Annotated in this window: 20 protein-coding genes; 6 read left to right on the top strand and 14 right to left on the bottom strand. The window is 36.6% G+C overall.

Going from position 1 to position 23,081, the window contains the following annotated elements; translation table 11 throughout:
* Positions 1–134: 134 nt before the first annotated feature.
* On the bottom strand, positions 135–941 hold the full coding sequence (locus tag M2372_RS15005; RefSeq protein ID WP_115969767.1) for a M48 family metallopeptidase: 807 nt from the start codon (positions 939–941) through the stop codon (positions 135–137).
* Positions 942–1,047: 106 nt separating this feature from the next.
* On the opposite strand from M2372_RS15005, the gene M2372_RS15000 reads away from it, so the two are divergent.
* A complete protein-coding gene (locus M2372_RS15000) occupies positions 1,048–1,596 on the top strand; it encodes a DUF4251 domain-containing protein (protein WP_123321045.1) in 549 nt (182 codons plus the stop codon).
* On the opposite strand, the gene meaB is transcribed toward M2372_RS15000, so the two are convergent.
* Complete coding sequence (gene meaB / locus M2372_RS14995) at positions 1,593–2,585, bottom strand: methylmalonyl Co-A mutase-associated GTPase MeaB (protein ID WP_123321044.1); 993 nt, start codon at positions 2,583–2,585, stop codon at positions 1,593–1,595. The two genes, M2372_RS15000 and meaB, sit on opposite strands and share 4 nt — an antisense overlap.
* Positions 2,586–2,780: 195 nt before the next feature.
* On the opposite strand from meaB, the gene M2372_RS14990 reads away from it, so the two are divergent.
* Together M2372_RS14990 and M2372_RS14985 are read left to right on the top strand one after the other, a co-directional pair.
* Positions 2,781–3,074: a cytochrome C gene (locus tag M2372_RS14990; RefSeq protein ID WP_123321043.1), complete on the top strand. Its 294-nt coding sequence runs from the start codon at positions 2,781–2,783 to the stop codon at positions 3,072–3,074.
* A gap of 23 nt (positions 3,075–3,097) precedes the next feature.
* Positions 3,098–3,385: a c-type cytochrome gene (locus M2372_RS14985; protein WP_115969759.1), complete on the top strand. Its 288-nt coding sequence runs from the start codon at positions 3,098–3,100 to the stop codon at positions 3,383–3,385.
* A gap of 45 nt (positions 3,386–3,430) precedes the next feature.
* Here M2372_RS14985 and M2372_RS14980 read toward each other — a convergent pair whose 3' ends face one another.
* From M2372_RS14980 to M2372_RS14955, 6 genes are all read right to left on the bottom strand, one after another.
* On the bottom strand, positions 3,431–5,986 hold the full coding sequence (locus tag M2372_RS14980; protein ID WP_185018917.1) for a T9SS-dependent M36 family metallopeptidase: 2,556 nt from the start codon (positions 5,984–5,986) through the stop codon (positions 3,431–3,433).
* Positions 5,987–6,124: 138 nt separating this feature from the next.
* Positions 6,125–6,631: a tetratricopeptide repeat protein gene (locus M2372_RS14975; protein WP_123321041.1), complete on the bottom strand. Its 507-nt coding sequence runs from the start codon at positions 6,629–6,631 to the stop codon at positions 6,125–6,127.
* Positions 6,618–7,316 carry a peptide chain release factor H gene (gene prfH / locus M2372_RS14970; RefSeq protein WP_123321040.1) on the bottom strand — a complete coding sequence of 233 codons (699 nt, stop codon included), beginning with the start codon at positions 7,314–7,316 and terminating at the stop codon, positions 6,618–6,620. The genes M2372_RS14975 and prfH overlap by 14 nt, the downstream gene beginning before the upstream one ends.
* Positions 7,317–7,318: 2 nt before the next feature.
* Positions 7,319–7,864, bottom strand: coding sequence for a nucleotidyltransferase domain-containing protein (locus M2372_RS14965; RefSeq protein WP_123321039.1), 546 nt, complete (start codon positions 7,862–7,864; stop codon positions 7,319–7,321).
* 223 nt (positions 7,865–8,087) lie between these two features.
* Positions 8,088–9,479, bottom strand: coding sequence for an RtcB family protein (locus M2372_RS14960; RefSeq protein ID WP_123321161.1), 1,392 nt, complete (start codon positions 9,477–9,479; stop codon positions 8,088–8,090).
* Between the two features lie 10 nt (positions 9,480–9,489).
* Positions 9,490–10,242 (bottom strand): hypothetical protein, encoded by a 753-nt coding sequence (locus tag M2372_RS14955; protein ID WP_123321038.1) that lies wholly within the window; start codon positions 10,240–10,242, stop codon positions 9,490–9,492.
* Positions 10,243–10,323: 81 nt separating this feature from the next.
* Here M2372_RS14955 and M2372_RS14950 point away from each other — a divergent pair, with 81 nt between their 5' ends.
* A complete protein-coding gene (locus M2372_RS14950) occupies positions 10,324–10,539 on the top strand; it encodes a hypothetical protein (protein ID WP_123947288.1) in 216 nt (71 codons plus the stop codon).
* A 146-nt stretch (positions 10,540–10,685) separates the two neighbouring features.
* On the top strand, positions 10,686–11,528 hold the full coding sequence (locus M2372_RS14945) for a hypothetical protein (protein WP_123321037.1): 843 nt from the start codon (positions 10,686–10,688) through the stop codon (positions 11,526–11,528).
* Positions 11,529–11,568: 40 nt separating this feature from the next.
* On the opposite strand, the gene M2372_RS14940 is transcribed toward M2372_RS14945, so the two are convergent.
* On the bottom strand, positions 11,569–12,555 hold the full coding sequence (locus tag M2372_RS14940) for a M28 family peptidase (protein WP_123321036.1): 987 nt from the start codon (positions 12,553–12,555) through the stop codon (positions 11,569–11,571).
* Positions 12,556–12,599: 44 nt separating this feature from the next.
* Positions 12,600–14,720 carry a methylmalonyl-CoA mutase gene (scpA, locus tag M2372_RS14935; protein WP_115969743.1) on the bottom strand — a complete coding sequence of 707 codons (2,121 nt, stop codon included), beginning with the start codon at positions 14,718–14,720 and terminating at the stop codon, positions 12,600–12,602.
* A gap of 209 nt (positions 14,721–14,929) precedes the next feature.
* Between scpA and M2372_RS14930 the strand changes: the two genes are divergently transcribed.
* Complete coding sequence (locus M2372_RS14930; RefSeq protein WP_123321035.1) at positions 14,930–15,706, top strand: T9SS type A sorting domain-containing protein; 777 nt, start codon at positions 14,930–14,932, stop codon at positions 15,704–15,706.
* 75 nt (positions 15,707–15,781) lie between these two features.
* Here the strand turns inward: M2372_RS14930 and M2372_RS14925 are convergent, their stop codons facing one another.
* From M2372_RS14925 to prfA, 4 genes are all read right to left on the bottom strand, one after another.
* On the bottom strand, positions 15,782–18,841 hold the full coding sequence (locus M2372_RS14925; protein WP_123321034.1) for a reprolysin-like metallopeptidase: 3,060 nt from the start codon (positions 18,839–18,841) through the stop codon (positions 15,782–15,784).
* 138 nt (positions 18,842–18,979) lie between these two features.
* Positions 18,980–21,082 carry a prolyl oligopeptidase family protein gene (locus M2372_RS14920; protein ID WP_115969739.1) on the bottom strand — a complete coding sequence of 701 codons (2,103 nt, stop codon included), beginning with the start codon at positions 21,080–21,082 and terminating at the stop codon, positions 18,980–18,982.
* Between the two features lie 106 nt (positions 21,083–21,188).
* The gene (locus tag M2372_RS14915; RefSeq protein ID WP_123321033.1) at positions 21,189–21,854 is read right to left on the bottom strand and encodes a hypothetical protein; all 666 of its coding nucleotides are present in this window, start codon (positions 21,852–21,854) and stop codon (positions 21,189–21,191) included.
* A gap of 82 nt (positions 21,855–21,936) precedes the next feature.
* Entirely contained in the window at positions 21,937–23,022 is a 1,086-nt protein-coding gene (gene prfA / locus M2372_RS14910; RefSeq protein WP_115969735.1) for a peptide chain release factor 1, read from the bottom strand.
* Positions 23,023–23,081 lie beyond the last annotated feature (59 nt).

Raw genomic sequence — 23,081 nt, 5'->3', positions numbered from 1 at the left:
ACTATTTAAATAGTCTTTCCCAATGATCAATACAGCTATAATTATTCCAAATCGGGTGAAAAGAAAAATATTATCCAATAAAAAACGGACTCATTTTAAAAATCAGTCCGCCTTTTTTATAATAAACTAACAGGTTATATTTTTCCTCCTGCAGCCTTATAGTATTCCAAAGCTTTCGGCAGATCTTTGTTGATATCTGAAATTCTGGTTTCAGGGTTAGGGTGAGTAGATAAAAACTCCGGCTGTCTTGCTCCTGAAGAAGCTGCCTCCATTCTGTTCCAGAAAGGAATCGCTGCTCTTGGATCATATCCTGCCATAGACATCAGGTAAAGTCCCATTTCATCCGCTTCTGATTCCTGCCCTCTACCATACTTTAATAATGCTACCTGTGAGCCGATTGGATATGCTTTCTGGAAAACACTTGCCCATTGAGCATTGGAAATGGCTCCTCCAAGAATAGCACCTCCATATTGAGCCATCATCGCCTGAGATATTCTTTCATTTCCATGACCTGCTAATGCATGGGAAACCTCATGTCCCATTACTACTGCAAGTCCGTTATCATCTTTGGTTACCGGTAAAATTCCTGTATAAACAGCTACTTTACCTCCCGGCATACACCATGCATTTAATTCACTACTCTGCAGAAGATTAAATTCCCAATTGTAACTGGAAAGATCTGCTGATCTTCCTATACTTTGATAATACCTTTCTGCTGCGTTTTTAATTCTGTTTCCTACATTTACCACTCTCTTTGCATCTGCTGTTCCGGTAATTACCTTACCTTTAGACAATGTCGTCTTATATTCCTGAGCAGACATTGTTAAAATTTCTGAATTATTGGCCAGCTGTAAAGATGATCTTCCTGTAATTGGATTTGTAGTACAGGCAGCGACCGACAGAGCGAATGCTCCAATTCCTAATAGATGTGTAACTTTCATAGTTTGAGTGTTAATAATTCAACCTTAACAATTTTTATTCCAAAATAGTAAAGAAGGAATATATTTGCATACATTTTGCTGTTTAAATTTAATAATTATTTCAATCATGAAAAAGTATATTTCCCTTCTGATGATCTTTGGCTTTCTGTTCAGTTTTCAGAGCTGTGCCTCACAGGGTTCATCAGATCCAGCAGTAGTGAATGCCTTAGTGGATTCCCAGGAATTTACCTTCTATGCACAGAGGGCTAATCCTACAAATTATGATGTCATCAACGTTATGAATTCTATGCCCAATTCTACGGCATCCAGAATTTTGAATCTAAACGGAGATTATACTATTGTGGTAAATAAAAATAGTGTAGATGTAGAGCTGCCATATTTTGGAAGAGTATTCAATCCGAGTTATGGAAATGCGGATAAGAACGGCTATACATTTACTTCAAAGGATTTTATCATCAATAAATCACAGAACAAAAAAGGAAACTGGACTCTAAAAATCAAACCAAAGGACGTAAATACAGTAGATGAGATCAATATTGAGATCTTTAAAAACGGCAAGGCTTTCGTTTCAATGAGAAGTAATGACCGACAACCGATCACCTACGACGGATATGTCTCTAAAAGTGAAGTAAAGCAGGAAAAAGAAAAGCTTTAAATTCTCTTTTCACCCAATAAAAATTTTTCAACAAATAATTTTGCTTCAGTACTTGGATTGGAAACCATCTCTGAAGCATTTTTTTTGTGCGTCTGATAGGCTTCCTCTACCTCATTGCTCTTTTTCATAAGAGATAAAATATACTCCTGAACCCAATATTCAAAGCGCTTTTCTGCCTGTTGGGTGCGGATTTCTTCAAAACGTCCGGCTTTCTTTTTCAAATCTATAAATTCCGAGATTTTATCATAGATATCCTGCAGTCCTTCATTGTGTAAAGCAGAACCTAATAATACCGGAATTTTCCATCCTTTTTCTTTTGGTGGAATAAAATCCAAGGCTCTTTTCAGCTCAAGTCTTGTATTTTTAGCCTTCTGAAGATTATCCTGATCCACTTTATTAATGAAAATAACATCTACCATTTCCATGATTCCTCGTTTTATTCCCTGAAGCTCATCTCCGCCACCAATAATCTTAAGAAATAAGAAAACATCGGTAATATCTGCTACCAAAACCTCTGATTGCCCTACTCCAACAGTTTCTATCAGGATATAGTCATACCCTGCTGCTTCACAGATCATCATTGTTTCAAAAGTGGTATTGGCTACCCCACCTAAAAATCCGGAACTTGGGGATGGCCGTATGAATGCGTTTTCTTCTTTTGCCAATTCTTCCATCCTGGTTTTATCCCCCAGAATGCTTCCTTTATTGATAGAAGAACTTGGATCAATAGCAAGTACAGCTACTTTTTTTCCCTGAGCAATGGCTAACCTGCCGAAACTTTCGATAAAAGTAGATTTTCCTGCACCAGGTACACCGGTAACTCCTACTCTGACGGAGTTTCCTGTAAAGGGCATAATTCTTTTCAGAAGGTCTTCTGCCTGTACTCTATGTTCAGCTTTTTTACTTTCAACTAAAGTAATAGCCTTTGCAATCAGACGTTTGTTTCCTGACTGTATTCCCTCAATAAGTTCTTCTGTAGAAAATTTCATTGATTCAAAATTAATAATTAAAAAGTGAATGGTCAATAGTTTTGTCAAAGGCAAAATAAAAGACTGACAACAGAAGGTTTAAGATTACATTATTCGCAATATCTCGATTTTTATTTCTTCTAAATTAAAACTACAACACACTGTATCAAAGGGTTTAGGAATTTATTACATTTGTTATATATCAAAATAAGAAACATGAAAAAACTTATTGCTGCGGCATCATTCATTGCTATCCTATTAGTTTCCTGTACTCCTAAAGCTTCTACTTCTGCGGCTACTGCAGGAACCTCAACGTCTACTGCTGAAGAGATTGCTCAGGGAAAAACAATTTTTGAAAACTCCTGTGGAAAGTGCCATAAGCTACCTGATCCCACGTCACACAATTCTGTACAGTGGGTAGGTATTATGAATGCAATGGCTCCGAAAGCAAAGCTGACAGATGACCAGCACAAATGGGTTTACGATTATATTGTTTCTGTGAAAAAGTAATTCACCAACAAAATAATATAGGTATGAAAAAATTAATCTTAAGCGGCATCGCAGCATCAGCATTTCTGGTATCCTGCGGACCTAAAAGTACAGCTGTAACAGGACCAAAGTATACCTCATCCGAACAGTTGGCACAAGGAAAAACAGTTTTTGAAAATTCCTGTGCAAAATGCCATAAACTGCCGGAACCTACCAAGCATGACAACCAGGGCTGGATCAACACCTTAAGCAGAATGGCTCCGAAAGCAAAGCTGACGGATGATCAACATCAAATGGTCTATGATTATCTGATCTCTGTAAATAAAAAATAAGCTTTCCAAGGAAAGCTTATTTTTTTATTTGGTTTGGATTGCAGATTATCTTACAATTAGCTTTTCAACCTGTGATTTATCTCCCTGTTGAATATGAACCATATAAACTCCTTTGGTAAATCCTTTCGTAGAAACAGCTTTTCTGGAAACGGCTTCTCTTGAATCCGAAAATACCAGTTTTCCGGACATATCAAACATTTTAATACGTACCTCTTTTGAGGATTTATCTATATTCCCAACAAAAAACTCATCATACGTAGGATTAGGGAATACAATAAACTTAGTACCCTCAGCTTTTATATCCTGAGTCGCTAACACAGCTTTGCATTCCTCTGGTACTGTAAAATCTTCTACCTGATCATTAGCCACCGTTTTATTTCCTGCTGAAGCGTTCACTCCCAATCCTCTTTTTGCAAAGGTTTTCCAGATCATACATTTGTCCGCTCCTCCATTTCCTAAAAGATCAGCTTTAAGAATGGCATCTCTTCCGTCTATAAATGTAGGGCTGCAGGGCTGAAGTTTTAATCCATCTACTACAATTTGCAGAGCTTTTGCATTTCCGGAAGCTGTACTAGCCAGTACATCGCTATTATATCCATACTTCTCAACATACTTCCATGTAAGATCCCATAACATGGTTGCCCAAATAAAACCTATGGAGTGAGAACCACTAACAGTATTTGTTTTTCCATAAGTATAACTGTTTACTCCAAAGTCAGGAGAATATTTAGCTGGCCTGATTCCTAATCCTGTAATGGGCTCTCCTTTAGTATAGGTTCCCATTCCTCTTGCCAATGCAGAAGTATCTCCTGGGTTCGTAGTAAGCATCAATGCAAAATAATCGGACCATCCTTCTCCCATTTGTTCTGCAGTATTCGCTACAGAAAGACAGCTGTATCCCTGACCTGTCAGTCGGTTTGAAATTCCGTGTCCATATTCGTGGGCAATAATTCCGTTATCAAAACTGGAATGCTTAAATCCGCTAAAATCAAAATTTAACGTTGCATTCACTGTAGTCCCACCATTAACCTGAGCCACCATAAATTCTCCTTCTGTCTTTCCGATATTGATGGAAGGAATGGTTACCTGAGGACCAGAAACACCTGCACCCATACTTACAGGAGTGTCAACAGATGGTCTGTAAACAATAACACCTATAGCTCCTGCATTTTGAGCATTCAGAACTTTAAGACCATATTCACAACTGGTACTGGTTATAATGGCTATTTTATTGGCAAGACTTCCGGCTGCGGGCTCAACACATGCATCAGCAGGTACAGAAACTGCAAGATCTCCTGTTACTGGCGGTCCAAAAATAGGTCCAAATGCAGCACCTCCGGTCAAGACCTTAGTTCTGTTAACCAATGTAGCAGGAGAGTTATACTGATACCGTACAATAGGGTCCGCACTGGTCTGTGTTCTGTCATAAAGATACATCTGCATCCTTGGAGCAGCAAGATAAGTTGTCCCTGAAATAACGGTTTCATATCCAGAACTGAAATTGGCGTTATTCAAACCACTTCCATCAAAGGCCTCTGCTCTTACAGCATCATCGCCCATACCTCCGTTGCCAAAGTTGTTGGTCTGATAATTTCTTGCAGATTCTGTAAATCCAAATTTATAGAATATATCATGCATTTTATTGTTTAAATAAAACAGGTTGGTAACTGCAGCATCTCTATGGGTAAAAGGATTATCATATCTTCCATCCGCAAAAGGAAAATTAAAGTTCAATGTACTTCCGCCGTCAGGAGAATATCCCGGAACATTGGCATTATCCTGGTCTGAATAGGCATGTACATTATTTCCTCTTGTAATGGTATAGCTATTAGTACCGTCAGAATGCCACCCTTCAGGAGATGCAGTTAAGTCCCATGGATTATTAACAATGGTACGTCCCCCAAAAGTAGGTGCTTCTACCGGAAGTGGAAAAATATTGTAGGAGGCATTGGTGGGAGACAGTAAATCCGCGAACTGATATTGCGTATTTTCATTCACAGACGGCTCAGCGTCTGTAGCCTGTGAGTCTCTGTTATTTTCAAAATTACAGCTTAACGTAGTATTATCTTTGCTGAGAATTTCCCCATTGCCGGCATCTGCAATAACATGCCATACTTCTGAAGAGTTTTTATCCGTAACAAATAACTCTTTTGAAAGAACATGCACTCCATTTTTCTCAAAGTAAACATCCGGCAAATAACTGATTTCAGAAATTTGACTAAAGCCCAACTGTTGTTTCAGTAAATCCTCAGAAAATCTTTCCTGTATTTTTTTCTGATTGGCAACGACAACATTGCTGCTGAAATCATTCTTTTCAGAGATGATCTCATCTCCCTTAATAATCACTTTTCCCAGTGCATTGTACACTCTGAGACCATCATAGGTTTGTTGTACATTGATAATATTAGCTCCTAAACTTTTTGAAGGATCTTCGTTCAAAATAATCACACCGACCTTACCTGTGGAGTTATTCTTCTGAGCCAGTTTTCCGCTTTTTTGATAGTAATCCTGTACAAGTTTCGTAGAATTTTGTGCATTCATTTTCCCAAAGGCAAAAAAAACAGCTACCGAAACCGGAAGTAAAAATAATTTTCTATTCATAAAATTGTTCATTTACAACAAATCTATTAATTATTTGAAACAATCAAAATATTTCAAGTTATTTATTAAACAAAAAACAAGCTTTCACAGGAGAGATTGCTTTTGTTTTATTCATTAAAATAATTTAAACGGATTATATTAAACTGTTTTTTTTCTGGTTCTCGTTTTAGGTATTTTATTCTGAATCAGCTTTTCTCTGTCTTCCAGAATTTCAAGAGTACTTCTGCAAAAGCTGAATCTTTTCGCCTGTTTAAGTTCTTCCAGCGCCTCTTTATATTCTCCTTTTCTTTCGAACAAAAGAGATTTTCCATTCAAAATTTCCGCTTTATCGATTCCCTTCATTTTTAAGGCATATCCTATAAGCTTCTCTGCTTCCTCATAGTCTTCGTTACTTAAAAGGCATTCAATATAATATTTAGGGGTATTCACATTCCCAATATTACTCTGCATGGCTTCTTCAAAGTATTTCTTACCGGTTTCATAGTCTTTCAAAACTTCTGAATAGACTCTTCCCATCAGACATAAACTGTCTGCATCTTCAGGTTCATAAGAAAGGGCATAGTTCAGGGCATCCAGACACTCGGCCATATTGTATGGAAAGTAGTCCAGGGCTTCAAAATAGTATTTATTTTTAGTTAAGGTCATTGCTGTAGTTTTTTAATTTGTGTTTAAGGCTATTCCTTTGTTTTTTATAGGATTTATCCTGATAATTACTCTTAAAATCTGTTCCGGAAAATGTACGGACCGGATTTCCGCGTTCTACCTGAAGATGCTGATTCCAGGTTTCCTTCATTCTATTTTCCAATTGATCCTTATAACTTTCCATTACTTTTTCTTTTAATCTGATAATGGATAGCTTTTTATTATTCAACTGTGACCGTGTATCTTGTACAAATACGGATTCATTGGTTGGAATGTGGGTGGCACGGACAGCTGTACTCACCTTATTAACATTCTGTCCTCCGCTCCCCTGGCTTCTGGTGGTCTGAAATCTGATATCCTTTTCATTGAAATTAACTGTTTCCAGATTTTCTATTTCAAAGATCCCGATAAACCATTTACTCCTTTTATGCAGCTTTCTGAATGTACTTTTTCCTTCCCAACATATGCTTCCAAGCCATGTTTTCAAAAATTCTTTGATGTTCTTTCCTTTTAAAAGTACAGTTGCAGATTTTACAGTCATATTTACATCTCCGTTTTCGCGATGAATAATTTCGTAGTCTATATTATTTTCTTTTACTTCTTCTAAGAAGGTCTTTAATACTTTAGATACGACCCATTGGCATTCTAAAGGACCTCTTCCGGAAGTGATCTGTATTAATTTTTCCATTGTTATTTTGGCATTTTGCTTAATAAGGGATGTCCAACAGGATCTATTCCCTTTTGTAATAAATCTTTTGCAGCCATTACTGCCCAGCATTTATCGCTGGAATGAATATTTCTGTAGAATGAAAGCAAAAGATCTGGCTTCACTACTGTAAAACCATTGACTTCAACGGTTTTAAGATCATTTCTTTCAAAAAAATCGATAGTAATCCTGTGATACTTTTCATTTTCCAATTCTACTGTTTTTTCATATCGTCTGAAGTTTTCTTCACTAGGAAGATGATCGTAGCGGGTCCAAACTTTTTGAAACCCTTCCTGCTGAAGAATCATCACTACTTCAGCAACGTTTTCTTTCTGTACAAAGACATCAATATCTTTGTGATCATGAGCATGTTTATATTCTGTATGTCCATTTTCAGACATAAAGTGCCATGCCCATCCACCGGATATGATGATTTTATTTTTTAGTTTTTCCAATATTTCAAGGCCCAAGCGGATTCTGAATTCCGGCCAGACTTCTCCATATCTTTTTATATTATGAGGTGCTCCCATTGTATTGTTATTTGTAGTTTTTCTTTGTCATTCTGACGAAGGAAGAATCTCTGTTATTCTGTAAGATTCTTCACTTCGTTTATCAACTGTTCTCAGTCTGTATCAGAATGACGGAACTTTATTACTAGCCCCGATTGCAGCAATTGTATGAGCTCATTTTTCTTTTGTAAAAGAAAAATAGCGAGTGCGGAAAGCGGGATTAAGCTCCTGAATATTTAACTGATTATCTATCCATTCTCACAATTCTCGGTTGGAATGTTCCCAGAATGTCTACCAATTCACTTTGTGCATTCATTACTTCATGAATGTTTTTATAAGCCATGGGTGCTTCTTCTGTATTTCCGCCCATCAGCGTAACATCTTTAAGTTTCAATTCTTTTTTGATATCATTCTGAGTAAAAAGACTTCTGCATTCTCCTCTTGAATGAGCTCTGCCTGCGCCATGTGAAGCTGAATTCAATGAATCAGGATTTCCTTTTCCGCGGACGATAAATCCTTTAGCAGTCATGGATCCCGGTATCATACCCAATTCATTTTCATTGGCCGGAGTAGCTCCTTTTCTGTGAACAATCACTTCTTTTCCGTTATGGATTTCTTTCCATGCAAAATTGTGATGGTTCTCGATTCGGGCTTTCACTCTTCCGCCTACCGCTTTTACCAGTCTTCTGTGAATATCATCGTGACAGGCTGAAGCGTAATCTCCTGCAAGATTCATTGCAGTCCAGTATTCCAGACCAAGGTGTGTGCTTAAATCTAGCCATGCAAATTGCTGTGCTTCTTTAGGCAACGGACATTGTTCTACTGCTACTCTTGAATAATATTGAGCAATTTCAGCCCCCATTCCTCTTGAGCCGCTGTGCGAAAGGATTCCAAGGTATTTTCCTTTTGGCAACCCAATTTGTTCATCTTCTTCAGTGATTTCCACTTCTCCGAATTCTACAAAGTGGTTCCCACCTCCTGAAGAGCCCATCTGTTTGATGGCTTTTCCTTTTAACCTTCTTAAAATAGGAATCAGATCAAATGTATCTCTATCGAAGATTTCGTGATCTGTATGAGATTTATGAGTCTCATACATTCCGAATTTTGTATGTTCGGCAAGGGCTTTTTCATATTTATCCCTTGCTCCGTTCAGATATGAAACGGGTGTATCCAAAATACTGAGGCTCATTCTGCAGCCGATGTCCATTCCTACTCCGTAAGGAATTACAGCATTTTCTACGGCTAAAACTCCACCAATCGGAAGGCCATAACCGCTATGAGCATCAGGCATTAGTGCACCCTGAACAGAAACCGGCAGCTTCAATGCGGTGTACAACTGATTTTTTGCTTCTTCTGAAATATTATTCCCGAAGATCTCAAAGGCTGCACGCTGTGAATTCAACATCCTTTTTTCTGTTTTTTTAGATGAAAGCAAGGTTTCTGCAATCTGTCCGAAGGTTAAATCTTTTTCAAAATTCTCCGGATGGATCAGGATTTCCTTTAAAAGAGATTTTACATAATGGATATTTTTAGTGGCAAAATTTCTCTTCATGACTTCCAAGGCTACGTTTACGCTTTGATTGTTTGGATAGCCCAGTTTTAATATATCTTTTCCTTTTAGTTTTAAATTTCCCATTGTTTTTGTTTTAAATAATTGTGGACACATCGTCCAGAAAGCTTTCTGCAATCTCTGTTGCAGACATTGTACAGGTAATATATTTCCTGTTTTTAATAAGATCAGTATGTTCTGTTTTCGTATCCCATGAGAACACCCTACCATAAATTGTTTTGTTAACAATTCCAGTAATTTTATGCTGTCCCAAATAAGACTTCAGCTCTGCTATTTCCTTTTCCAGTTGAAAGTCTACAGGCTTATAGTGGGTAATCATATTGGGTCTTGTACGTAAGGTAAATCTCCAGGGTTCCTTGAATTCGTAGTAAGGCACATAAGTCTTCCGGAAAGGACAGTATTCTTCCTGCTTCAGGAAATACTCTCTTTCTCTTGAAGTGAGCCCCAACTTTGGATCAGTCCATGAATAGGAAGAGATATTCTTGAGCTTCTGTGCTCTTTCAACATATATTCTCCGTCCGGATTTTTTCTTTTTCTTCAGAAACTGGCGGCTTTCGGAATACATATAGGTATTGATCTTCTTCAAAATTCCTTCAAAGAAATCCCCATCTTTGGATTTCATTACATCTTCCCTAACGGCAAAGAATCTTACAAATCCTCTCTGATAAGGTTCCTCTAAGGGTATCCATGGGATATTTCTTTTGATATCACAAAGTTTATTACGACGTTGATACTTTCTTCTTATCTGCTTTTCTACATCTTTTTTTATTGTTCTTTTTCTGCTTCTCAGGCTTCTCAACCGGTAAGACAGAAGGTTATCATTTTCCATGTAAGACACAAGATATCAGATACAAAATCCAAAATATTGAACCTGCTCTTAATCTATTTTCTTAATCAACTAAAACACTAGTTGAATGAATTAATAATGATGAACAGCTATCATTTGAGGGTAAAACCTCATCCTATTCTGTTCTTAATAACACTTAAAAAGATTTCGGGGAAACTGAATGTGAGTTTTGAAATATTGCGCAATAAAAAACCCGAAATCTCTACGACTTCGGGTTTTGATATTGTATTGTACTATTATTCTAAGAATGTACCAAACCGCGAAGCCTTACCACCATAAGGGGTAATCCAACTGTAGAATTCTGATTAGTTCTGAACATTGCTTCGTTGTTTTTAATTGGTTAAACTTGATTTTCAGATGCAAATATAGAATTATTTTTTTAATCATCAATTATTTAAATCTTATTTTTGTGAAAAATGAGTTTTATGCATAGATTTTTATTGGCCTTACTTCCATTACTTTTTATAGGATGTAAGAAAGAAGAACCTGTAAAAAAAGAAGAAGTAAAAGTAGTGGAGAAAGGTTGTTTTTCTCCTCATTTCATGGAAAAAATTCTGGATTTGGAAGAGATGAAAGATCAGGCGAAGTTTCTAGAATCAGAGACTAAAGGAAAAGGTCATATCGGCTTTCTTGTAGACAGTACAAAAGTAAATAATGGCTGGGATTATTCTATTTCTGCAGGGTATAATGGACCGGATCGCTTTGAAACATATCATATTTTTCAGGCTTCAAGTACTCAATGTAACATTTTAACTATTTTAGAACCCGTATCCGGAGAATATATTTCTATTGAGCAATGGAGAAAAAGCAAAAATGAGCCTGCCGCAATGGAATCTTTGTTGAAGCAAGGTCTTTATAGCTTACCTATTGAAAGTCTTCCTCAGGTAGATGTAAAGTTTATCGAAACAGATTTTGCAGTGGAAGGTTCAGAGAAGTACAGCTGTGGAGAGCCAGCATTCCGATATTTTCCTTTAGCTCGATACAAGGATGTTGAACTGATTCTTGTTCCGATGGATTGCGGAGATTTTGATTACCGATATTATCTTCTTACTGTGGTGAATAACAGCATCGTTGGTGAGGCCTATGTGGAAGGGATTTGGTTTGATCCCGGAAAGGATGATAAGAAGGAGGAATTCAGCAGCTATGAAATCAATAAAGCAGGAGAAATCACTGTGACAACAGATCATAAGATTGATGGAAATAGTCAAAAGATAACTAAAACTCATTATCAGATTATGGACGATGGTAAAATCGTTCAGAAAAAATAAAATAAAGGCTGTTTCTGAAGTTGAAACAGCCTTTATTTTTTCACTTGAGGTGAATAATGCTTAGAAAAATAGCATCAATAACTTTTGTCATCCGTTGGATATCCAACGTTTCCAAAGTGTCTGTAGATTTGTGATAATTTTTGTTTCTAAAGAAGGAAGTATCAGTAATCATAAGGGCAGGAAAATCAAATTTCCAATAGTTTAAATGATCTGAAAAGTCGACTCCGTGTACAAATCCCGGTGCTGGAAATGTTTCTGTTTTTATCTGATTGGTGTCTTTAAATTGATCTATAAAGTTTCCAACGAATGGGCCTGCTCCGCTGAACTTTTTCACCAGAGTAATAAAATCTCCTTTATCACCATAAATCCAGGAAAGAGCACCTATAGGAAAACTCTGTGATCCTTTTTCATCTTTAAAGTAGCCAATCATTTCTACACTGGCCATTCCATATACATCAATATCGTTGTCTTTTAAATATTTTGCATGGATATAGCTGCCCATATTTTCTGTTCTGAAATAAGGCGGTTCTTCTAATGTATAAGCAACAAGATCTATCCGATAATTAAGCTTTTGTCCTTTAAGCATTCTTGCCAATTCCAAGAGAGCAGTCACTCCTGTGGCATTATCATCTGCTCCCTGCTGATCTCCGCAAACATCATAATGGGCTCCTATAATAATTCTTTTACTGTTTTCAGTCCCAAATGAACCGATTACATTTTTATACGACTGTCCGTCTACTTTATATTCCTGAAAGCCTGTGCTGTCACTGTATGTTTTGAATGTTTGCTGAATATAGTCTGCAATGGTATTAAGCTGATCTACATTTTTATAGTTTCTGAACTGTGGAGTCTGGGTAAGTGCCACCAAATGTTTCTTAACCTGCGTACTATCTGCAGGAACAGGAGAAGTTTGTACAGTTCGATCCTTTTTTTCTTCTAAAACGAATAATACAATAGCTATAAAGAGAAAGCCTACAAAGAAAATCAGTTTTTTCTTCGTAGGCTTCAGTATATTTTTAAAACCCATAGATGTGCTTTTAATTTCCTGATGAAAATTAAAGCTTTTTAGGATTAGTTTTCTAAAAATCTCTCTAAAATTTCTACAGCGCATTTTGGAAGATTAGTTCCTGGGCCGAAAATGAAATCTGCTCCGTTAGCATAAAGGAATTCATAATCCTGTTGTGGGATAACTCCACCTACTACGATGGTAATATCATCTGCCCCCAGCTTTTTTAATTCTCCTACTACCTGAGGAACTAATGTTTTGTGCCCTGCAGCTAATGAAGATACTCCAAGAATGTGAATATCGTTTTCTACTGCCTGTTTGGCTACTTCTTCCGGTGTTTGGAATAATGGGGCTACATCGACATCAAATCCCATATCAGCAAATGCTGTTGCTACTACTTTTGCGCCTCTGTCGTGCCCATCCTGACCCATTTTAGCCACCATGATTCTTGGACGACGTCCTTCTTCCTCTTCAAACTTTTGAGTCAGATTAAGGGCTTTTTCAAAGTATTCGTTTTTACCGGCGTTCATCGCGTATACTCCAGAGATTGTTTTAATGTTTGCTTTATATCTTCCAAAGGTTTCTTCCATAGCATCGCTCATTTCACCAAGCGTTACTCTTCTTCTTGCCGCTTCTATACAAAGTGCCAGAAGGTTTCCTTTTCCGGTTTTTGCACTTTCACGGATCTCATTCAGGATTTCTGTAACCGCTTCAGAACTTCTTTCTGCTTTAATGCTGTTTAATCGTTCAATTTGTTTTCTGCGAACTTCAGTATTATCAATATCAAGAATTTCTATTGCGTCTTGTTTTAATGATGATTTGAATGAGTTAACTCCAATAATAAATTCTTCACCACTGTCAATCTTAGCCTGCTTTTTAGCGGCAGCTTCTTCAATTCTCATTTTTGGAATTCCTGCTTCAATGGCTTTGGTCATTCCACCTTCCTGTTCTACCTCATCAATATATCTCATCGCTTCTTCTATCATCTGCTGGGTAAGGCTTTCTACGAGATTACTTCCTCCCATTGGATCTACCACATCACAAATTCCGCTTTCCTGCTGAAGAATGATCTGTGTATTTCTTGCAATTTTAGCTGAATAGTCGGTAGGAAGGGCAATAGCTTCATCCAATGCATTGGTATGCAGCGATTGGGTTCCTCCTAATGCTGAAGACAATGCTTCAATGGCGGTTCTGGTGATATTATTGAAAGGTTCCTGTTCTGTTAATGACCATCCTGAAGTCTGTGAATGGGTTCTTAATGCTAAAGATTTTGGATTCTGAGGATTAAACTGTTGTAAAAGATTAGCCCAGATATATCTTGCGGCACGCATTTTAGCAATTTCCATGAAGTGATTCATCCCGATTGCCCAGAAGAATGATAAACGGGGGGCAAAATCATCTACTTTCATTCCTGCTTTTATTCCTGTCCTTACATATTCCAGACCGTCTGCCAGTGTATAAGCCATTTCCAATACCGGAGTGGCTCCTGCTTCCTGCATATGATATCCGGAAATTGAAATTGAATTGAATTTCGGAATATTTTGAGAAGTGTATTCAAAAATATCTGCAATGATCTTCATTGAAGGAGCGGGTGGATAAATGTAAGTATTTCTTACCATGAACTCTTTCAAAATATCATTCTGAATGGTTCCTGAAAGTAAATTCTGAGAAACGCCCTGCTCTTCTGCTGCTACAATATAGAAAGACAGAATTGGAAGTACGGCCCCATTCATTGTCATGGAAACCGAGATTTCATCTAACGGAATTTCATTAAACAGGATCTTCATATCTTCCACAGAGTCAATCGCAACTCCTGCTTTTCCAACATCCCCGACAACTCTTGAATGATCTGAATCATAGCCTCTGTGTGTAGCAAGGTCAAAAGCTACAGATAGTCCTTTTTGTCCTGCTGCAAGATTTCTTCTGTAAAAAGCATTGGATTCTTCAGCTGTGGAGAATCCTGCATACTGACGGATTGTCCAAGGTTTCTGAACATACATTGTAGAGTATGGTCCTCTTAAATAAGGGGCAATTCCAGGAGAAGTTTCCGTTAAAGATTCATTTTTAATATCTTCTTTTGTATAGGAAGATTTCAACTGTAACCCATCTTTTTCAAAAGGATAGATTTCAGTTATTTTTTCAGTTATATTAAATTGAGGAGTTTTATTTTGAACTTCTCTTCTCATACTTACGGATTTATTAGATGCTAAATTTAAGCATTTTTAGAATAATAAATAAGTATTGATAATCTTATGATTACGTGAGTTTTAAATTACAATCTTCCTACATTAATTTCTGTTTAAAAACTTTATCAAAAGATGAGTAATGAATCTCTAAATCATATTTTTAATATAAAATTCAGTAACTTCGGCGGTTCAAATTTTAAATTAATATCATGAAAAAATTATTATTCTCTGCCATAGCTTTAATGGCTGCAAATGTTGCTTTTGGGCAATTAACTCTTGAACATTCGTTCACAAATGAAGATACTTTTGTTTATTCCACATCTACAGAAACATTTTATATTTCAAAGACCACTGATAATAAGCTGAAAATTTATAATTCGAACTATGTACTTTATAAAACAGTAACAGTTCCAATGCCAGCAAATTTTAGTAGACTAGATTTTTTGGGCGAAGAATTTTCAATATCCAGAAATATCTTTAATACAGATAGTAAATTTGAATTTATGGTAGGAGTTTTTAATGACACACAAACTTATTATAAACTATTATTAATTAATGAAGACGGAACATTGATCAAAGATTTCCATACAAATCCCAATACATTTTACGGAGGAGAATTTCACGTTTTTCATGATGCTCCAACAAACACCAATAAATTAACTGTCCATAGTGGCACAACTTTTAATACCAGCAGTGTTCCATTAACTGAAGTTTATGCCTTACCAACTTCGGTTTTAGCAGCAAAAGAAATTCAGGCTGGAAGTAAGTTATCTGCATTCCCCGTTCCTGCTAACAAAATCCTGAATGTTATGAATCCGGGAAGCGGAGCCAATAAAATTGAGGTTTTTGATTTCACTGGAAAACTGGTTATCAACAAATCTTTTTCATCTTCAGAAGGTAAGATTTCAGTGGACGTAGAAAGTCTTCCAAAAGGAATGTATGTTTATAAGATTGGAGATTTGAGTTCTAAGTTTATGAAGAATTAATCAATTCAGTACTTATAAATAAAACCCCGGATGAAATTCATCCGGGGTTTTTACATTATAGTTGTTTATATACTACTATTTTTTAATAAGCTTAGTATTGTAAGTGTTTTGATCATTTTTGATTGTAACAACATACATTCCTTTGATTAATGATGCAACATTAATTCTTTGTCCGTCAATCTGACCTTCCTGAACTAATCTTCCATCTGCAGAGTAGATTTTGTAATCTGCTTTACCTTTAAGGTTTTTCACTTCTACGAAAGTATCTGCAGGATTAGGATAGATAGAAATTTCTGATGAAGCTTTTGTTCCTCTTACTTCGTCTGTTCCTAATGTTTCTGATATTTTCACAGAGAAATCTCTGAACCCTCCAGCTGATACAATGCTATTAGGACCTGAAGCAACAGAAGGGAATCCGCATGGTGATGATGCAGGATTAAAGAATGTACTTGCCACTCTCATTCTAAGTGTTTTATCTCCTGAATATGCAGTAGCTGGTATTGTAAATGTTTTAGTTCCATCATGATAATCAAACTCTGAGCTAGGGTCATAAACAGGAACAGCACCATCAGAAATGATTTTCTCTGAAGCTTCAAAAATACCATTTCTATTATAATCAATCCATACCTCAAGATAGTCTGGGTATCCGGCAGCATTACCTAAAGTCCTGTATGTAACAGTATATTGGGTTCCTTTTGTTAAATTAACTAGTTTAGTTGCATCTTCACTCAAATCTAAATAAGTTTTTGACAATGCTGCTATACTCGTTTGTGAAAAATTTAAATTAGCTACTTTAAACCCAATTATTCCACTATAGTAGTATCCATTCATGTTATTTCCTCCTGTAGTCATCAAACAGTAATCATAACCTGTTCTTAAACCTTTTGTTTTGAAGGCATAGTTAGAAGAAAATGCACCTGGAACGCTATTTACAACAGCTGCTACTTGAGCTTCATAATTAGTTTCATCTTCAAGATTTGCTAATGTTACTGAACTTGTAGTACTTGTAGTATTCTGCCAGTTTGTCTCTCCTACCTTTCTATAGTTTATGGAGTATGTAGCTCCAGGGAAGTTATTCCAAGATAATCTAGCTGTAGTTTTAAAAACTTCTGTATCTAATGCAGAAATACCTGTAGGGGCTGTAGTAGAAGAAGTTGGAGCAGCTTCTATTTTCACTGTAGGAGATACGGCATAAAATACATTTCCTATAGCAGATATTCTTAGTTTAACATTTCCTGTTAAACCTACCGGCATCTGCCCTGTATAACTTCCTGTATTGGGAGTAGAAGCGACCAAGTCTGTCCATGTTGCCCCATTTACAAGGTCTGTAGTATATTCGATTTTAACATTTGCTGTGTTATATGGTGCTGTATTAGTGTTAGCAACATCCCATAAAATGGTATTGGCAGCATTATTATAAAGAGATGTAGAACCTGTAATACCATTGAATTTAAATGGTCCTTCATTACCTACAGTTACTGTTGTTTCTAAAGACGAAAGCATTGGTCTTATTACATTTGCATCTCTTGTTGTTACAGCATAATGAAGCACTCTAGGAACGTACGAAACGGTCTCCCATGTTGCTTTGTTAGTAAGGTTACCAGCCATTACAAGTGGTAAGCTAGGGAAATATCTTTTTCCATTCGCACTTCCTGTAAAGGATCTTGCTATAGAACCTTCAGTAATAAAGCCCCAACCACTGTCTCCTGAAATAGAGCTCTTACTACTTGCTGTATCATATTGCTCCCATGTATAATTAATGGCATCACCTTGTGCATCCGTTGCTGATGCCTCTAAATAATAGGCTGTTCCTTTCGGAATCGTATATGATGTAAGAGGTGAAATTACAGGAGCAGTATTATCACTTATGGTTTCTGCAGTTCCACATGTTGGTTTATTATCCAGATTATTTAAAATCTGATTAATAGAAGCATAATGGAAGTAAGGATTAGAGACCATCTGTACATTGTCCTGTGTAATTCCTGCATAAGCCATTATTGTAGTACCTCCACCTGGCTCAATATTAACTCCAGATCCTTCTGAAGCATGAGAGAATGTATGATTTCCGCCCAGTTGGTGCCCCATTTCATGAGCTACATAATCAATATCAAAAGCATCACCCGTTGGCATCGCCATTTGAGTAAATGCAGCTCCTTTTGCTAAAGAGTTATTATTTGCAGGGTTAAGACATATTATTCCTATTCCTCCTGCATTTCCATTACCTCCTGCTGCATTGAATACGTGTCCTATATCATAATTTTCATTTCCAACGTTCTGAGTCAGCGTTCGTTGAAGCTGAAGATTTAATGAAGGATCACCTTGAACTGCAGGCGGAGTATAGAAGTCCGTATTAGGGTCTGTATATATAATATTAGGAAGATCCTGGATAATCAGTTTAATTCCAAAATCTTTCTGGAAAATACCATTTACACGGTTCATAGTAGCATTCATTTGTGCTACAGTATTTGTCGTCCCTCCACTTGGGTCAAACTTTTTTGTATATTCACCCGTAACAGCCAATGCTAACCTATAGGTTCTGAATTTTGTAATTGCTGGTCTATTGGTAATCCCGGCATTAATATTAGAAAGAGTTTTTTTTCCGTGTTCTTCTAATGTTTTGATATCAAACTCCTTTCCATCCGTCCCACACTCAAAACCATGTATTCCTTCTGTTCTTTTTGTCTTATAGAAAACACCATATGTTTGCTTGTCTGCACTAATCGGCTCTATGAATTGAAATACACCATCTTTAATAATCATGGATTGCATGTCATTTGGAGAGGTACTGAATCTTAAATATTTAGATGGATCATCAATCCCTGTTCCTACATAAGAACCTAACTGATACCTGTCTGCCATGGACTTTTCCATTACAGGATCACTATATACAGCAAATTTTTCAATTTTCCCTTCTGCTGTAGGTAAGGAAATAATAACAGCCTGAGCTCCTTTCCCTGTCTCTACGGCTTCTTTTAAAGAGCTTCTAAGAGATTGTAAATCCAATCTGTAAGAATACTGAACTTCCACTTCTTTTCTTACTTCAGACGTTTTTTGTGAGGCCGGCGTCCACCTCTGTGCATTAAAGCTAGACAGTCCTGCTGCCAATGCACAAACCAGTAAAATTCTTTTTTTCATAATTACTTAATTAATCCAAGATTAATAAACTTTAAATATCCGCCATAAAAATAGTAATTATAATCAGAATAACATTTAAAAAAACGGCTAATTTTCAATAAAATTAGCCGTTACATTAAATATTTTACTTTTTAATCATTATTTCTTTATTCCCATCTCATATAAAGCAAATGATATCAGATCTGCATTTTCACCAATTACCTGATCTGTTGATCTTCCGGCACCGTGTCCTGCATTCTTCTCAATTCGTAACAGAATAGGGTTCTTACAAGCCTGTTTTTCCTGAAGCTCAGCACCAAATTTGAAAGAGTGCGCCGGAACTACTCTGTCATCATGGTCACTGGTAATGATCATTGTGGATGGATAACATGTTTTTGCCTTTACATTGTGTACCGGAGAATATGATTTCAGATAATTAAACATTTCTTTGCTGTCTTCCGCAGTTCCATAGTCATAAGACCATCCGGCTCCAGCTGTAAATTTGTTATATCTTAACATATCCAATACTCCAACTCCAGGAAATGCTACTCTTGCCAGATCAGGACGTAAAGTCATAGTTGCACCTACCAACAGACCTCCGTTTGATCTTCCGGAAAGTGCCATATATTCTTTTGACGTATAGCCTTTACTCTGTAGATATTCTCCTGCAGCAATAAAGTCTTCAAAAACGTTTTTTTTCTGCATCTTTGTTCCTGCGTCATGCCACTTTTTACCATATTCACCTCCTCCACGGATGTTTGGAACAGCATAGATTCCACCATTTTCCATCCAGATAGCATTCACTACTGAGAAAGATGGCTGTAAACTGATATTAAATCCTCCGTAAGAGTATAAAATAGTAGGGTTTTTACCATCAAGCTTAGTTCCTTTTTTATAATTGATCATCATCGGAACTTTAGTTCCGTCTTTAGAAGTATAGAATACCTGTTCAGAAACATAATCATCCGGGTTGAACTTCACGTTCGGTTTTTGGTATACTTCGGATTTACCTGAATCTACATTGAATTTATAAGTAGTTCCTGGTGTAATATAGTTGCTGAAAGAGTAATAAATGTCTTTCTCTTTTTCTTTTCCTCCAAAACCTGATATATTCCCTTTCCCTGGAAGTGTAATTTCTCTGATTAATTTTCCGGTTTTATCATACTGTTTTACCTGATCAATAGCATCAACCATATAAGTTGCGAAGAAGTATCCGCCCCCTGAAGATATCCCCAATACATTTTCTGTTTGCGGAATAACATCTTTCCATGTTTCCGGAGCCGGGTTGCTGATTGTAGTTTTTACAAGACGCATATTCGGAGCATCTTTATCTGTCGAAATAAAAAGCTCATCTCCCTGAGTATCTACAATACGAGCATTGATATCAAATCCTTTATTAATCTGTACAAAGTCTCCTCCTTTTTTCAAATCTTTGATAAATAACTCATTTCCGTTGGTTGCATTGGCAGCTGAAATGATTAAATATCTCTGATCATCTGAAACACTGGCTCCCAAATATCTTCTTGGTGTTTTCTCTCCTCCAAAGATCAGTTTATCTTCAGACTGCTTTGTTCCAAGCTTGTGAAAATACACTTTATGCTTATCTGTCATTCCGGAAAGTACGGTCCCTTCCTTCGGTTTGTCATAGCTTGAATAATAGAAACCTTCATCATTCTGCCATGCAATTCCACTGAATTTCACATCCACCAAGGTCTCATCGATCTGTTTTTTGGTAACTGCATCGATGATGATGATCTTATTCCAGTCACTTCCACCTTCAGAAATAGAATAAGCAGCAAGAGTTCCTTTTTTGTTAAAAGAAAGGTTAGACAATGAAGTAGTTCCTTTTTCTGAGAATTTATTCGGATCTAAGAACACTTCTGTAGCTTTGGTTTTATTGTTGGTTCTGTATAAAACAGACTGAGCCTGTAAACCATCGTTTTTAGAATAATAGGTGTAATCTCCTTCTTTGAAAGGGGCTGAAATTTTCTCATAATTCCAGATTTCTTTCAGTTGGTTCTTAATTTTATCCCTGAATGGAATTTTTGAAAGATAATTCTGGCTGTAAGCCACTTCTTCATCTACCCATTTTTTAGTGGCATCAGAATCATTTTCCAGATCTCTGTACGGATCAGAAACTGCGGTTCCAAAATAAGTATCGGTTTGAGCACCCTTTAATGCTTTTGGATAATTCATTGTTTGAGAGTAAAAAGATGCTGAAAACAGAACTCCAGCCGTTAATAACATAGGTTTAAAATTCATACTGAACAGTTTTTACCAAAAATACATAAAGTATGTGAAATAAAAAAAGTCCCGTTTTCGCGAGACTTTTACTTATTTAATGAGTTATTAATCAGTTTATCACTGACTATAGGCTATCAAAATAGAAATCAGTAAGATTCGTTACAATTTGATCCGGACTTCCATTCCAGTAATAGATTTTATCGCCTTCCTTCAGTTCATATAAACTAAATTCCTGATCTGTAGTGATTGTTTTATCAGCATTGCTAAAATTCTGAGTCATTTGAAGTATATATTTTTTCAGATCATCAGCTTTTATTTTTTTAGGTTCTACCTTTGGTTCCGGTGTTGGAGTGGCAGGTATCTTAAAACTTACAGTATACTTCACCTCAGCAATTTTCTGATCTTCTATATATTCATTCTGAATAACATTAATACTCTTAATGGTAAGTTTAGCATTCCTGAAATTGGCAAATAAGACTTTGAAATAATCTTCAGCTTCTTTCTGACAGGCTGAAGCGGCTGCTTTTGGAAATACAGACAGAAAACTCTCTGCACTTGTCTTTACCATGTCTTCTGCATTTTCTTTAAAGTTGATATCAAAAGCATCTTTTCCTTCAACGGTAGGTCTCAGATAATCATTCAGTTTAAGACGTGTGGCTTCATCATTATTCAAAAAAGATCCAAAGAAAAGTTCAAATACTTCTTTTGGTTTCTTTACTTCTGCCTGTGCTATAAGGTTCTGCCCCATCATGGTAAGCAACAGCAAAAAAATAATTTTGTAATTTTTCATAGTTTATATTTTGAATTCATTGTTATGGTTAAAAGAAAAGCCCCTGAAAAAATCAGAGGCTTCGTTTTATTTTTTGAAACTTTTAATAGTTTTCTTCTTCTCCTTTCATTTTTTCTGCATTCTCTGCCATAATTACGGCATCAATCATTTCAGAAATATCTCCATTCATGTAGGCATCCAGATTATACATAGACTTGTTGATTCTGTGATCTGTTACTCTTCCCTGTGGATAGTTATATGTTTTGATCTTTGCAGAACGGTCACCTGTAGAAACCATAGATTTACGTTGTGCTGCAATATCTCCCTGTACTTTTTGAAGTTCAATATCGTATAGTTTGGTTCTTAGCATTTCCATTGCCAACTCACGGTTAGCCAGCTGAGAACGAGCCTGTTGACAAACTACTACCATTCCTGAAGGCTTGTGAGTCAGCTGTACTTTCGTTTCAACTTTGTTTACGTTCTGACCTCCGGCTCCTCCTGAACGGGATGTCTGCATTTCAATATCTGCAGGATTCAGTTCGAAGTCTACTTCTTCTGCTTCCGGTAAAACGGCTATAGTAATTGCAGAAGTGTGAACTCTACCCTGGGATTCTGTTTCCGGTACACGCTGTACACGGTGAACTCCTGATTCGAATTTCATGATTCCGTACACACCTTCTCCTTCCACTTTCATGATCAATTCCTTGTATCCTTTTGCTGCTTCATTGGAATCTGTCACTTCATGTCTCCATCCTTTTGTTTTGAAATACATGGTATACATCCTGTAAACATCTTCCACAAAGATTGCTGCTTCGTCACCACCAGTTCCGGCACGTAATTCAACGATAACGTTTTTGTCATCTGCAGGATCTTTAGGGATCAACAGAACTTTAAGTTCTTCTTCTAAACCAGGAATTTTGGACTGAGCTTCCAGCTTTTCTTCTTTGGCAAGATCTACAAGATCTCTGTCTGAGCCATCCGCAATAATTTCGTCAGATTCTTCAATGCTGTCTAAAGCACCTTTATACTGATCGTAAACTCTTACAATTTTCCCCAAATCACTGTATTCTTTGTTCAAAGAAGAATATCTTTTTTGGTCTGAAATGACATCAGGCTGTATAATAAGGTCTGCAACCTCATTATATCTTTGTTTTATAGCTTCTAATTTTGGAATTAATGATTTAGACATTGTCGAATTTTTGTGGGTGCAAAGATAAGAATTAAAAATTCAAAATTAAAGTATAAATT

It is taken from the genome of Chryseobacterium sp. BIGb0232, assembly GCF_024810195.1.
Taxonomy (GTDB): Bacteria; Bacteroidota; Bacteroidia; order Flavobacteriales; family Weeksellaceae; genus Chryseobacterium; species Chryseobacterium pennae.
Note: the sequence above shows the minus strand (reverse complement) of the source record. Positions and strands in the feature narration are given on the sequence as shown.